The 13,991-nt window shown below is 65.6% G+C and carries 8 protein-coding genes; 7 read left to right on the top strand and 1 reads right to left on the bottom strand.

The features are described from left to right. The first annotated feature begins 48 nt into the window (after positions 1-48). The 7 genes from HZA32_14215 (at position 49) to HZA32_14185 (ending at position 12,722) form a co-directional block, all read left to right on the top strand. Complete coding sequence (locus HZA32_14215) at positions 49-1,719, top strand: ribulokinase (protein MBI5425229.1); 1,671 nt, start codon at positions 49-51, stop codon at positions 1,717-1,719. 86 nt (positions 1,720-1,805) lie between these two features. Beyond that, on the top strand, positions 1,806-3,314 hold the full coding sequence (araA, locus tag HZA32_14210) for an L-arabinose isomerase (protein ID MBI5425228.1): 1,509 nt from the start codon (positions 1,806-1,808) through the stop codon (positions 3,312-3,314). Between the two features lie 105 nt (positions 3,315-3,419). Beyond that, a complete protein-coding gene (gene araD / locus HZA32_14205) occupies positions 3,420-4,115 on the top strand; it encodes an L-ribulose-5-phosphate 4-epimerase AraD (GenBank protein MBI5425227.1) in 696 nt (231 codons plus the stop codon). Between the two features lie 16 nt (positions 4,116-4,131). Further along, complete coding sequence (locus HZA32_14200; GenBank protein ID MBI5425226.1) at positions 4,132-4,698, top strand: hypothetical protein; 567 nt, start codon at positions 4,132-4,134, stop codon at positions 4,696-4,698. A gap of 122 nt (positions 4,699-4,820) precedes the next feature. Continuing rightward, a complete protein-coding gene (locus tag HZA32_14195) occupies positions 4,821-6,482 on the top strand; it encodes an alpha-L-fucosidase (protein ID MBI5425225.1) in 1,662 nt (553 codons plus the stop codon). Then, entirely contained in the window at positions 6,479-8,701 is a 2,223-nt protein-coding gene (locus HZA32_14190; protein ID MBI5425224.1) for a hypothetical protein, read from the top strand. The genes HZA32_14195 and HZA32_14190 overlap by 4 nt, the downstream gene beginning before the upstream one ends. A 43-nt stretch (positions 8,702-8,744) precedes the next feature. Beyond that, positions 8,745-12,722, top strand: a complete 3,978-nt coding sequence (locus tag HZA32_14185; protein MBI5425223.1) for an alpha-L-arabinofuranosidase — start codon at positions 8,745-8,747, stop codon at positions 12,720-12,722. Positions 12,723-12,936: 214 nt separating this feature from the next. Here HZA32_14185 and araH read toward each other — a convergent pair whose 3' ends face one another. Further along, a complete protein-coding gene (araH, locus tag HZA32_14180; GenBank protein ID MBI5425222.1) occupies positions 12,937-13,932 on the bottom strand; it encodes an L-arabinose ABC transporter permease AraH in 996 nt (331 codons plus the stop codon). Positions 13,933-13,991: the final 59 nt, after the last annotated feature.

Raw genomic sequence — 13,991 nt, 5'->3', positions numbered from 1 at the left:
TCGCCCGAAAGGGTGAGACATTTAGGCTGACGGGGCTGTCCTTTCCCCATGGCTAAAGACGTTTTCTCAATCGGCATCGATTACGGCACCAACTCGGTTCGCGCGCTCGTCGTGCGCTGTCGCGACGGTGCGGAGTTCGGCTCCTGCGTCGTGAACTACCCGAGCGGCGCGCAGGGCGTGTTGCTCGATCCGCGCGATCACAACGTCGCCCGCCAGCATCCCGGCGACTATCTGTTCGGCTTGGAAAAGTCCGTGCGCGGCGCGCTGGCACAGGCGAAGAAGCAGCGCGGGTTCTCCGCGGCGCAGGTGATCGGCCTCGGCGTTGACACGACCGGCTCCAGCCCGATTCCGGTCGATGCGAAGAACGTCCCGCTGGCGCTGGACAAAAAGTGGGCGAAGGACTTGAACGCGCAGTGCTGGCTCTGGAAGGACCACACCAGCTGGCGCGAGGCGGCGAAGATCACCGAACTCGCCGCGCAGCATCGCCCGCAGTTCATCGCGAAGTGCGGCAACACGTATTCCTCCGAGTGGTTCTGGGCGAAGATCTGGCATTGCGCGAACGTGGCGCCCAAGGTGTTCGCCGCGGCGTATTCCTGGGTCGAGCTGGCGGACTGGATTCCGAGCGTGCTCGCCGGCGTCGTTGACCCGAAGGCGATCAAGCGCGGCGTGTGCATGGCCGGACACAAGGCGCTCTACGCGGAAGACTGGGGCGGTTTGCCCGACAAGGAATTTCTCGCGTTGCTCGACCCGCGCCTCGCCGATCTGCGCGACCGACTCTACGAAAAAGCCTACGACGCCACCGAGTCCGCGGGGCAGCTCTCGCCGGAGTCGGCAAAGATCCTCGGGCTGCCCGCCGGCATTCCGATCGCGATCGGCGAGATGGATGTCCACTACGGCGCCATCGGCAGCGGCGTGCGCGAAGGCACGCTCGTGAAGGTCATCGGCACCTCGACGTGCGATTGCGGCGTCGTGTCGGCGGCGAAGACCGTGCCGGACATTCCGGGCATCTGCGGCATCGTGAAAGGCGCGATTTTGCCCGGCTACTACGGCATCGAGGCGGGGCAGTCCGCCGTGGGCGACATTTTCAAATGGTATGTCGAGGGCGTGCTGAAGGACGCGAAGCTCCACGCCGCCCTCACCGCCGACGCCGCGAAGCTCGCGCCGGGCCAGAGCGGCCTGCTCGCGCTCGATTGGAACAATGGCAACCGCACTATCCTCGTCGACCAGCGTCTGACCGGACTGCTGCTTGGCCAGACGCTCGCGACAACGCAGGCGGAAATCTATCGCGCGCTCATCGAGGCCACGGCGTTTGGCGCGCGTGCGATCATCGAGCGCATCAAGGAATACGGCGTGCCGATCGATCGCGTCGTCTGCGCCGGCGGCATCGCGGAGAAAAACCCGCTGCTGATGCAGATCTACGCGGACATCACCGGTTGCACGATGCTCGTGGCCGGTTCGTCGCAAGCCTGCGCGCTCGGCTCGGCTGTCAGCGCTGCGGTGCTCGCGGGCGTGCATGCGGATTTCCCGACGGCGCAGCGCAAGATGACGTCGCTCAAGAAGGTCGCCTACAAGCCGCGCAAGCCCGCCCAGAAGACTTACGACCAGCTCTACGCGCTCTACCGCCAGCTGCACGACAGCTTCGGCGGCAAAAACAAGTCCGCCGATCTCTCCGGCGTGATGAAGGAGTTGCTCGCGATCAAGGAATCCGCGGCGAAGTAGCCCTGCTCGTCGGCCGTGCGGCCAGTTGTCAACCGGCCGGCTCGTCCGTTCTCAATTCTCGTCCCTCATCTCTCAACTTTTCCACCATGTCCGTCGTCAATCTCTCCACTCCTGAAATCTGGTTCGTCTGCGGTTCGCAGCACCTTTACGGTCCCGGCCCGCTGAAGCAGGTCGCCGCCAACGCCCAAGCCGTCGTCGACGGCCTCGTGAAGTCCAAGCGGCTCCCGCTTCCGCTGAAGTTCAAGGCGCTCCTCGTGGACGCCGACCAGATTGCCAAGGTCTGCGTCGAGGCGAACGCCGACGCCAACTGCGCCGGTCTCGTCCTCTGGATGCACACCTTCTCGCCGTCGAAGATGTGGATTCGCGGCCTCACCCAGCTCAAGAAGCCGTTCCTGCACCTCCACACCCAGTTCAATCGCGACCTACCGTGGTCGACGATCGACATGGACTTCATGAACCTCAACCAGGCCGCCCACGGCGACCGCGAAGCCGGGTTCATCCACACGCGCCTGCGTCTCGGCCGCAAGGTCGTCGTCGGCCACTGGTCCGACAGCGAAGTTCAGGACCGCATCGGTGTCTGGATGCGCGCCGCGCACGCCTGGCACGATTGGCAGGGCGCCAAGGTCGTGCGCTTTGGCGATAACATGCGCTACGTCGCCGTCACCGAGGGCGACAAGGTCGGCAGCGAAATCCGTTTTGGTTTTGAAGTGAACACCTACGGTGTGGGCGACCTCGTCGCCAAGGTGAACGCCGTCAGCGACGCCGATATCGACGCGCTCTGCGCCGATTACGAGAAGCTCTACGCCGTCGTTCCCGCGCTCAAGAAGGGCGGCAAGCGTCACGACGAACTCCGCTACAGCGCGCGTCTGGAACTCGGCATGAGCGGATTCCTTTCCGAGGTTGGCGCCAAGGCCTTCACCGACACGTTCGAGGACCTTCACGGCCTGCGCCAACTCCCCGGCATGGCCACGCAGCGTCTGATGGGCGCCGGTTACGGCTTCGGCGGCGAAGGCGATTGGAAGACCGCCGCGCTCGTTCGCGCGATGAAGGTCATGGCCGGTGGCAAGCAAACCTCCTTCATGGAGGACTACACCTACCATCTCTCGCCCAAAGGCCACCAGGTCCTCGGCGCGCACATGCTCGAGATCTGTCCGTCGATCGCCGCCGGAAAACCCGCCGTCGAAATCCATCCGCTCGGCATCGGCGGCAAAGAGGACCCGGTGCGCTTCACCTTCGACGCTCCGGCCGGCGAGGCGCTCAACGCCTGCCTCGTCGACCTCGGCAACCGCTTCCGCCTCGTCGTCAACGAAGTCAAAGCCGTCAAGACGCCGAAGCTCCCCAAACTCCCCGTCGCCCGCGCCGTCTGGGAATGCAAACCCGACTTCAAGACCGCCTGCGCGGCGTGGATCTACGCCGGCGGTGCGCATCACACCGGCTACAGCTATGTCGTCACGAGTGAAATGCTCGAAGACTTCGCCACCATCGCGGGAATCGAGACGGTCCACATCAACGCCGACACGACGCTCCCGCAGCTGAAGCAAGACCTCCGCAACAACGAGGTCTACTACCACCTCGCACAGGGCCTTCGCGTCTGAGCAGGCAAATTAACCACGAAGTTCACGAAGAACGCGAAGGGCGTTTCCTTGGGGTTTCCTTCGTGCACTTCGTGTCCTTCGTGGTAGGAGATATTGCACGCCATGTTGACTGAACTCAAACGCGAGGCCTACGAGGCCAACGTCGCCCTGCCGAAGCACGGGTTAATCAACCTGACCTTCGGCAACGCCAGCGCTATCGATCGCGCCAAGGGCATCTTCGCCATCAAGCCGAGCGGCGTGGCCTACGAGGCGCTCAAGCCCGAGGACATGGTTCTCGTCGATCTCGAAGGCAAAATCGTCGAGGGGAAATTGAATCCCTCGTCCGACACGCCGACGCATCGCCGGCTCTTCGAGGCGTTCCACGAAATCGGCGGCGTGGTGCACACGCACTCGTCGCATGCGACGGCGTTCGCGCAGGCGGGACGTGAGATTCCGATCTTCGGCACGACACACGCCGACTACTTCAACGGCGACATCCCGGTGACGCGGAAGATGACGAAAAAGGAAATCGGCGGCGGTGCCTACGAGTGGGAAACGGGCAACGTGATCGTCGAGCGCTTCCTCGACGACGAACTCGATCCGCTCGATTTTCCCGGCGTGTTGGTGAACCGCCACGCGCCATTCACGTGGGGCAAGACCGTCGCCAAGGCCGTGGAGACCGCCGTCGCGGTCGAGTGCATCGCGCACATGGCGTTCATGTCGCTCGCGCTCGCACCTCGCCTCAAGACGATCGAGCCGGAGTTGCTCGCGAAGCACTTCAAGCGCAAGCACGGCCCCGGCGCCTATTACGGGCAGAAGTAGCCCGGCAACGTTCCCCATGAGGGCGAACCTCTTCGCAACGGTGCTGTTCACGGGCGCCTTGGCGTTTGCAGCCGCGGGGTGCCAGCAGCGCCTTCTCTACCAGCCGCGCGTCGGTGCCATGGAGCCGGGCTACGAATCCTGGCAGGAATCGGGCGAAGTCTACTTCGTGCAGTTCACAGGCGAGCCTGGCGCGAACGCGGCTCAGTTGCGCGATCTGGCGTTACTGCGGGCCGCCGAATTGGCGCGCGCCAGTGGCCACGCAGAGTTCGCCGTCATTCAGGAGCGTGCATGGACGAAGCCGAGCTTCCGCCGCGGCAACCAAGCTCCTCCGGAGTCGCCGCTCGTGTCCCAACCGATGGTCGGCGACTACAGCCGCGACCAGGCGGAGATGCAGGCCCGTGCGCGTTCGTTGATCGGCGATAGCGCGCCGGTGCGGATCGACATTGCGTTCGTCGAGCTGAAGCTCACTTCCAAAATCGACGCGAAGCTGCGCGCGGAGCGATCGGCCGCCATCTACTCGGTTGCGGCCTTGTTGCGCGAGTTGCCGGGGAAATACGGCCTCGAAATCACGCCGGTGCGCTGACGCGCGCCCTTAGGATACCGGCCGCTTTCGCGTGTTTCCCGGCAGCAATTGGCGGCGGGCGGAGTAGAGTGTCGGCGCGCGGTTCACCCCTTTGCCGATCCGCTGCTTTGGTTCATCTCCCCATGCTTCCCTTGAACACGTGCCGGTGCATTCGCACGCTCGCGTTAGTCGCCGCAACGGTCGTCGGGCTGCGCGCCGCGGCGGCGCCGATCGCCGCGCCGGAGTCCTTGCCGGAAAGGCGCACCATCGCGCCGGGACCTTTCGCGCCGACATGGGAATCCCTCGTCGCGAACTACCGCTGCCCGGAGTGGTTCCGCGACGCGAAGCTCGGCATCTGGGCGCATTGGGGCCCGCAGTGCGTGCCGGGCGAGGGCGACTGGTATGCGCGCTCGATGTATTTGCAGGGCCACAAGCAATACGACGCGCACCTCGCCGCTTTCGGTCACCCGTCGGAGTTCGGCTTCATGGAGATCGACCACCGCTGGCGCGCTGAACACTGGAATCCCGACGAGCTGATGCAGCTCTACGTCGAGGCCGGTGCGCGCTACTTCGTCGCGATGGCGACGCATGAGGACAACTTCGACGCGTTCGCCTCGCGCTACCACGCGTGGAACTCCGTCAACGTCGGCCCGCAGCGCGACATCATCGGCGAGTGGGCGAAGGCCGCGCGCGCGCACGGGTTGCGCTTCGGCGTCTCCAATCATGCCTCGCACGCGTGGCACTGGTTCCAGACTGCTTACGGCTACGACGCCGGAGGCCCGAAGGCCGGTGTGCGCTACGACGCGGCCCGCCTGAAAAAGGAGGACGGCAAAGGCATGTGGTGGGACGGACTCGACCCGCAGGACCTCTATGGCCGCCCGCAGCCGGGCATGGTGATTCCCGATGGGATCAGGAGCGTGAAGGACCTTCGCACGTGGCACGATGCCCACAATCTCCCGTGGACCGAGGAGCCTCCGCCGAACGATCCGCAGTTCGTGAACAACTGGTTTTTCCGCATCCAGGACCTCGTGGACAAATACCGGCCGGACTTCCTCTATCTCGACAACACCGAGCTGCCCCTCGGTCAGGCGGGCCTCGATATTGCCGCGCATTTCTACAATGCGAACATCGCGCGCAATGGCGGCAAGCTCGACGCCGTGCTCACGGCCAAAGGCCTGCGCGCGGAGCGCCGTCCGGCGGTCGTCCAGGACTTCGAGCGCAGCATCGGGCAGGGCGGCGTTCAGGAGCTGCCGTTCGAGACCGACACCTGCATCGGCCAATGGCACTACAAGCAGGACATCGACTACAAAACCGTCACGCAGGTCGTCCGCAACTTCGTCGATGTGGTCAGCAAGAACGGCACGTTCCTGTTGAGCATTCCGATTCGCGGCGATGGCACGATCGACGATCGCGAGCGCGCGTTCCTGAAGGGGCTCGCGGCGTGGAACCAGGTCAACGGCGAGGCCATTTTCGGCTCGCGGTCCTGGAAGGTCTACGGCGAAGGCCCGACGCAGATTCCGCCGGGGCGTGGCTCGGACGGCCCGCTGCCGTTCACGTCGGAGGACATTCGCTTCACGGCCAATCGCGGTGCGCTTTACGCGTTCGTGCTGCGGCTCCCCGAGACCGCCGTGCGCGTGAAATCGCTCGGCACTTCCGCACCTTACGGCGCCAAGATCGCGAAAATCTCGCTCGTCGGCTCGAACGAGACGATGGCTTGGCGCCAGGAGGCCGACGCACTTGTTATCGAAAAGCCTGCCCGATTCCCTTGCGCCGACGTCATCGCCTTCAAGATCACCCTCCAATGAAGCCGCGCCTGTTGTTGCCCCTCGCTCTGCTCGTTGTCGCGCCACTCCTCGCGAGCGAGATCAACTTCCAGCCCTTCGTCATCGACCACCTCGACCGCGAGGATTCGCCCGTCGACGTCTCATTCCTGCTCGGCGACCAGCCCGCGGGCGCGGACGGCTTCATCACGGTCAAGGACGGCCACCTCGTCAAAGGCAACGGCGAGCGCTTCCGCATCTGGGGCGTGAATCTCACCGGTTGGACGCGCGGCTCGACGATCCTGCCGCCGAAGTCGGAGGCCGCGAAGTGGGCGAAGATCATGGCGCGCCACGGCATCAACTGCGTGCGCTTCCACTTCCTCGACATGCCGACGCGCACCGTCGCGCAGGAAGCCGCGCTCGAGCCCGAGCGCAACCGCGCCGAAGCCGAAGGGAATCGCTTCAAGGTGCCGCCCGCCGGCCTGATCGACAGCACGAAGGACACGACGACGGACTTCGACGCCGAGCAGCTCGATCGTCTCGACAACTTCATCGCCGAGCTGAAGAAGGTCGGCATCTACACAAACCTGAACCTGAACGTCGGTCGTCGCTACAAGGCCGCCGACGGCGTGCCTGACAACGACGTCGTTCAGCTCTGGAAAGCCTACACCTACATCGGCGACCGCCTGATCGAACTCCAGAAGGACTATGCGCGCCGGCTGCTCACGCATCGCAATCCCTACACGAACACCGAGTATCGCCACGAGCCGGCCATCGCGACGGTCGAGATTGTGAACGAGAACTCGCTCTACGAATTCTGGTTCCGCAACTGGCTCCGCGGCGAACTCAAGCCCGACGCGCCGCGCTACCAGCTCGACTTCACGCCGCGTTACGCGGCGCAACTCGACGCGATGTTTCAGCAATGGCTGGCGAAGAACCGCACGCCCGACCAACTCGCGCTCATCCGCCAACAGGCCGGCGTCGCCGCGGGCGCGTCCGTGCCACGCTTGCACCGCGGCGATTTCAGCCTCGCGCCGAAGGAACGTTTTCACGCCGAGGCCGATTTCTACGGCGACGTGGAGAAAGTGTTCTTCACCGACTTCGGCCGTTTCCTGAAACAGGAACTCGGCGTCCAGTCGCTCGTGATCGGCAACGCCGACCACACGTATTGGATTCCCGGCCAGCCGATGCTGCGCGCGAACTCGCTCCTGGATTTCGTCGACGCGCACGTCTACTGGCAGCATCCGGCGATCTGGGGCGCGCGGAACTCGCCGATGGTCGACCAGCCGACGCGCTCCACGATCGTGAAGCTCGCGCGCGCGCCGATGGCCGGACGGCCGTTCACCGTCAGCGAGGTGAACCACCCGAACCCGAACGAATACGTCGTCGAGATGATTCCGCTGCTCGCGTCTTACGCCGCCTTCCAGGATTGGGACGGCATCTATTTCTACACCTTCGAGCCGAAGGCGCTGCCGGACTTCCAGCGCTACGTGGCCGACGAATTCGATCTCACACTCGATCCGGTGAAGATGTCGCAGCTGGCCGTGGGCGCGTTGCTCTTCTCGCGCGCCGACGTCAGCCCGGCGAAGGAGACCTTCGTGCGCGACTACTCGCACGAACAGGTCAACGAGGCCATGCGCCTGCCCGAGAGCGAGCGGCCGTATTTCACGCCGGGCTTCCCGCGCTCGCTGCCGCTGCGCCACGGCTCGCGGATCGGCACGCTCGAAGGGCAGGGGACAAGCGCGTTCCCCGCGGAGGCCGACGCGCCGTTCGTCTCCGACACCGGCGAACTCGTCTGGCGCTTGCACGACGGCAAACAGGGCGTCGTTGCCATCGACACGCCGCGTTCGCAGGGCCTCGTCGGCTTTCTCCGCGCGCACGCGCACACAACGAAACACCTGAAGCCCGAAATCAAAAACGAGTTCGTGGCGATCACGCTGTCGTCGCTGACGAGCGAGCCGATCCAGCGCTCCATCCGCCTCCTGCTCACGACCTGCGCGCGCTGGCAGAACACCGGCTCGGTGTGGAACGACCGTCACACGCTCTGGGAAAAGTGGGGCCACGGCCCGACGCTGATCGAGCCGGTCACCGGCTGGCTGGAACTGCGCGAACTCGACGGCGCCGTCGCCGTGCTGGTGACGCCGCTCGACGGCGCCGCGAAGCCGCTCGCCCGCGCCGTGATGGCTCGGCGGCTCGAGGACGGCTGGGAAGTCGAACTCGGCGCCCAGACCACCACCCAATACCTCATCGACGTGGTCCGCTGATCCTCCGCTCGCCGTGCGCTCTGATTCCGCTCAACCTGCCGCCGTGATTTCCTGTCGTCTGCTCGCGTTGCTGTTGCCGCTCGCCGTCCTGAGCGCGTTTGCCGCCGATCCGCTGGCCGCCGGCTTCGATGCGCCGCCGCGCACGGCGCGTCCGCAGACGTTCTGGCATTGGATGAACGGCAACGTCACGCGCGAGGGCATCACGCTCGATCTCGAGGCCATGGCGAAGATCGGCGTCGCCGGGGCATTGATTTTCGACGGCAGCGACTACTTGCCCGCCGGATCGGCCAATTACCTCGAGCCGCACTGGCGCGAGTTGATGAACCACGCGTTCAAGGAGGGAGACCGACTCGGCGTCGACATCGGCATGTCCAACGCGCCCGGCTGGTCCAGCAGCGGCGGCCCGTGGGTGACGCCCGCGATGTCGATGCAGCAACTCGTTTGGACGGAGACGACGGTTGCGGGTGGAAAACCCGTCGCGGTCGACCTCGCGCGGCCGCAGGTGAATCTCGGCTACTATCGCGATGCGTTCGTCGTGGCGTTTCCTGCGCTGCGGGCCGAGACTGTGCGCTACGAGGACGCGCTGGCGCGTGTGAGCGTTGGCATGGCGCCGGTGGAGAAAGGCATCCTTAGCGACGGCTCGCTCGCCACGAAGCTCGCGCTGGACCCCGCGAAGCCGCTGCTGCTCGAGTTCGCCGCGCCGACGGAATTGCACGGGCTCACGGCGTTTCCCAGTTCCGCGGGACGTTTCCCGAAGCTGACCGTCGAAGCCTCGCAGGACGGGCGCGAGTTTCGTCCGCTGTGCACCGTCGGCACGCCCGGCCGCCACGGCATTCTCGCCCCGGCGGAGCGCCGCTTCGCGTCGGCGAACGTGCGTTTCGTGCGCGTCACGGCGGCATCGGCGGGTGAGCTGGCGGAATTCATCCTGCATCGCACGCCGCGGATCGAGGATTGGGTGGCCAAGGCGAATTTCGACTACCGCGTCTCCGGCCAGCTGGCGGTGCCCGCATCGGTGCAGGCGGACGCCACGATCGATCCGACGACGGTGGTCGATCTGACGTCGCGCCTGCACGGCGACCAACTCGATTGGGAGGCGCCCGCCGGCACGTGGACGATTCTTCGGATCGGGCAGACATCGACCGGGAAGAACAACGTCGCGGCCTCCGCGGCCGGTCGCGGGCTCGAGATCGACAAGTTCAGCGCCGCGGCGACGCAGTTTCATTTCGAACACGTGATCGATCGCGTCGCGGCGGACGCGAAGGCGGCGGGTGCGAAAGGGCCGGCGAGCGTGATCATCGACAGTTACGAGGCGGGCATGCAGAACTGGACGAACGAATTCCCCGCCGAATTTCGGAGGCGCACGGGCTACGACATTCTCGGCTACCTGCCGGCGCTGTTTGGGCGCGTCGTCGGCGATGCGGGCGTGGCGGAGCGGTTTCTTTTCGATTTCCGCCGGGTGCAGGCCGATTTGATGGCGGAGAACTACTATGAGCGGATGCACGCGCTCACGCGCGAGCGCGGGATGAGGTTCTACGTCGAGGGCTACGGCGCGGGAAACTTTGACGAGCTGCGCGTCGCCGGGCTCTCCGATGTGCCCACGACCGAGTTCTGGACGCGCACGCCGTGGACGCCGAACCGCGCCGTGAAGATGGTGACGTCGGCCGCGCACGTCTACGGCAAGTCCATCGTCGGCTCCGAGGCGTTCACGGGTGAGTTCAAGACCTCGCGGTGGCTGGAATATCCCTACGCGCTGAAGATGCTCGGCGACGAGATGAGTGCGCAGGGCGTGAGTCTTTTTCTCATGCACCGCTACGCACATCAGCCGCATCCGACGGCGATGCCCGGCGTGTCGCTCGGACCCTACGGCTTTTTCTTCGAGCGAACCAACACGTGGTTCGGCGAGGCGAAGCCATGGCTCGACTGCATCGCGCGCACGCACTGGATGCTCCAGCAAGGCACCTACGCGGCCGACGTGCTCTATTTCACCGGCGAGCGCAGCCCCGACGCGTCGTCCATGGCGCTGCCCGTCCTGCCGCCCGGCTACACCTACGATTTGGTCAACACCGACGTCCTGCTCAACCGCGTGCGCGTCGACGGCGGCGACTACGTGTTGCCCGAGGGCGGGCGCTACAAGCTGCTCGTGCTTCCGCCGGACCTGAAGGCCATCCGGCCCGAGTTGCTGAAGAAATTGCGCGCATTCGTGGCGGCGGGAGCGACGCTTGTTGGTCCACGGCCGCAATTTTCCCCGACGCTCGCCGGCTATCCGGAGAGCGAGCGGGCGATGCTGCGCGAGGCGGCGGAACTCTGGGCGAATGCACGCGTGCTCGAACGCGCGACGATCGCGGAGGCCTTGGCGCAGCGCGCGCTCGCTCCGGATTTCGAGGCGCTGTCGCCCGACGGCAGCGCGTCGTTCTCTTGGCAGCACCGCCGGTCGCCCGAGGGCGATCTGTATTTCATCGGCAACCGGCAACGGCGGGTGGAGGAGCTGAACGCCGTGTTTCGCGGCATGGGCGGCCGGCAACCGGAAATCTGGCGCACCGAATCCGGGGAGCGCAGCGACGCCGTGGTTTTCGCCCAGCGGGACGGCCGCGCCGTGGTGCCGTTGCGGTTGGAACCGGGTGAATCGGTGTTCGTGCTCTTCCGGCGCGAGGCGGCAAAAGGCTTCAGCAGTCTGACGCGCGATGGCGCGGAAGCACTGGTTTCGGTGGCCTGTGGGTTAAAACCGGCGCGTCGCGAAAGAGTGCCGGCGCGTGATTTCACCATGGCGATTTGGGTCAAGCCCGACACCGATCTGCGCGCCTTCCCCACCGAGGGGACGACGGGGCGCATCGACGAGGTGGGCAAGTTCTACGCGATCCCCGCCGACCCGGGCGACGCGCGCTTCGGCGCCGGCCGCGCGACGGCGGGACTCGCCGTGGGGCGCAACGGCATCTTCGTCGTCGAGCGCTCGCTCGAGACCTGTCCCGCCGTCTTGGTCTGGCAGAAGCCCGTCTCGGGTTGGACGCACGTGGCGGTCGTCTACCGCGCCGGGAGACCGCAGCTCTTCGTGAACGGCGAACTCGTGCGCGAGGGACTCGTGTCGGGCAAGATCGTGCACTCGGGCGTGGGGTCGCCGCCTCCACCGGTCGACTACATGTTGAATTTCCCCGCCATCGAGGCGCTGACCCGACTCGCCCGCCAGCCGCCGCCGCCGTCGCGCGGGCAGGTCTTCTTTTTCGAAGGCAACTTCGTGCCGCCGCAGGAGGCGGATCACGCGCTCACGAGCGATGATCTGAAGCGCCTGATCTTAGGCGGCGTCCCAGCTCCCGACATTCCCACCGTGACCGACTTGAGCCGCCGCGATGGTCGCGCCACCGCGCTCGCGTGGCAGAGCGGCCGTTACGCATTGGACGGCGGCAGCGATGTTGTTGCGCAAGTGGCGGCGCCGCGCGTCATCAACGGCGCGTGGCAAGTGCGCTTCCAACCCGGTCGTGGCGCGCCGGAGTCGATCGAGCTGCCGCGCCTGAAGTCGCTGCACCTGCATGACAATCCGGCCGTGAAGTTCTTCGCGGGCACCGCGACCTACGCGCGAACACTGGACGTGCCGGCGGAGTTCCTCGGCGAAAACAAGCGGGTGATTCTCGATCTCGGACGCGTCGAGGTGATCGCCGCCGTGCGCGTCAACGGAAAGGACGCGGGCAGTTTGTGGAAGGAACCTTATCGCCTCGATGTGACGGAACTCGTGCGCGCCGGAGACAACACGCTCGAGATCGCGGTCACGAATCTTTGGACGAATCGGCTGATCGGCGACGAGTTCCTGCCGGTGGAGAACGAATACGGCATCCGCGACGAGCAGGGAAACGACCCGCATGGCATCGTGCGTTTGCCGGAGTGGTATCGCGACGGAAAGCCGAAACCGCCGGGCGGACGCGTGACGTTCTCCGCGTGGAATTTCTACGACAAGAACGAGCCGCTCGTTGCCTCGGGCTTGCTCGGTCCGGTGCGATTGCTGAATCCGGTGCGGGTGAGTTTCCCCGAGTGAGAACGCGCATTCTCGCGCGGTGACGATGGTGGCGTAATACGCCACCATCGCGGCTGCTGCGGAGGCGGTGTCACGCGTCGAACCAGAGGGACTCGTCTAGAGTCTTTTCTATTTTTCTGTAGCCGGGCTCGCTGAGCCCGGTCGGCGCTTCTGCCGTTGCGAAAGCCTCTTTCCGGGGTCAGCGACCCCGGCTGAACTATTTTTTGAAAATGCTCTACCCGCGGCGTTGCTTGAGCTGATCGAGCATCACGGCGGCGAGCAGGATCGCGCCGCGCACGATGTATTGGTAGAACGAGTCGATGTTGAGCAGGTTCATCGCGTTCTCGACGACGCCCATGATGAACACGCCGGCGATCACGTGGCTCATGCGGCCCACACCGCCCGAGAGCGAGACGCCGCCGAGCACGCACGCCGAGATGATGGAGAGTTCGCTACCTTGGGCTGTCTTCGGATCGCCGATGCCGAGGCGCGCGGCGAGCAGCACACCGGCGAGCGCGGCGACGAGGCCCTGGAGAGTGAAAATGGCGATCTTCACGCCGGTGACATTCACCCCGGCAAGGCGCGCGGCCTCCTCGTTGCCGCCGATGGCGAGCGTGTTGCGACCGAAGGCGGTGCGCTGAAGCACGAAGCCGAACAGCGCGAACAGTCCGAGGCACACCCAGACAGGGAATGTGATTTGGAAGACGACCGAGCCCGCGTCGTTGCGAATGACGGGGAAGGCCCAACTCGCGAGGTTGAGCAGCGCGTCGTTGGCGATGCCGATCGATTTGCCGTCGGCGAAGACGAACGCGATGCCGCGCACCATCATCATCGTCGAGAGCGTCGTAATGAGCGGGTTGATCTTCAGGCGCGCGACGATGGTGCCGTTGATCAGGCCTACGAGCGCGCCGAACGCCAGCGATGCGGTGAGCGCGAGGAAGAGATTGTTCGTTTGGCGCAGGATCAACGCGCAGAGCACGCCGCCGGCGGGGATGATCGTGCCGACGGAGAGATCGAAGTTTCCCGAGGCGAGGCAGAACAGCATCGTCGTCGCCACGGTGCCGACCATCGAGACCTGCAGGAGCAGGTTCATCAGGTTCTCCGGCGTGCCGAAGCCGCGCACCGTGACCCAGCAGACGGCGGCGAGCACGAACAGCACCAGCGTCATGCCGCCGCGGTCGAGCAGCGTGTGGGCGAGGGAGGAGGCGGAGGGTTTCGGCAGGGAACTCATGGAGCGCTCGGAAAGGAGGGGCGTGGTCGGTGGTGCGAAGCAGTGCGGCCGGGCGGAGG

It is taken from the genome of Opitutia bacterium (genome assembly GCA_016217545.1).
GTDB lineage: Bacteria > Verrucomicrobiota > Verrucomicrobiia > Opitutales > Opitutaceae > Didemnitutus.
The sequence above is the reverse complement of the archived record's forward strand: the minus strand, read 5'-3'. Positions and strand labels throughout refer to the sequence as shown.

Coding starts and splice junctions, on each gene's coding strand:
- HZA32_14215 (MBI5425229.1), top strand. CDS start 49: ATGGCTAAAGACGTTTTCTCAATCGGCATCGATTACGGCACCAACTCG.
- araA (MBI5425228.1), top strand. CDS start 1,806: ATGTCCGTCGTCAATCTCTCCACTCCTGAAATCTGGTTCGTCTGCGGT.
- HZA32_14200 (MBI5425226.1), top strand. CDS start 4,132: ATGAGGGCGAACCTCTTCGCAACGGTGCTGTTCACGGGCGCCTTGGCG.
- HZA32_14195 (MBI5425225.1), top strand. CDS start 4,821: ATGCTTCCCTTGAACACGTGCCGGTGCATTCGCACGCTCGCGTTAGTC.
- HZA32_14190 (MBI5425224.1), top strand. CDS start 6,479: ATGAAGCCGCGCCTGTTGTTGCCCCTCGCTCTGCTCGTTGTCGCGCCA.
- araH (MBI5425222.1), bottom strand. CDS start 13,932: ATGAGTTCCCTGCCGAAACCCTCCGCCTCCTCCCTCGCCCACACGCTG.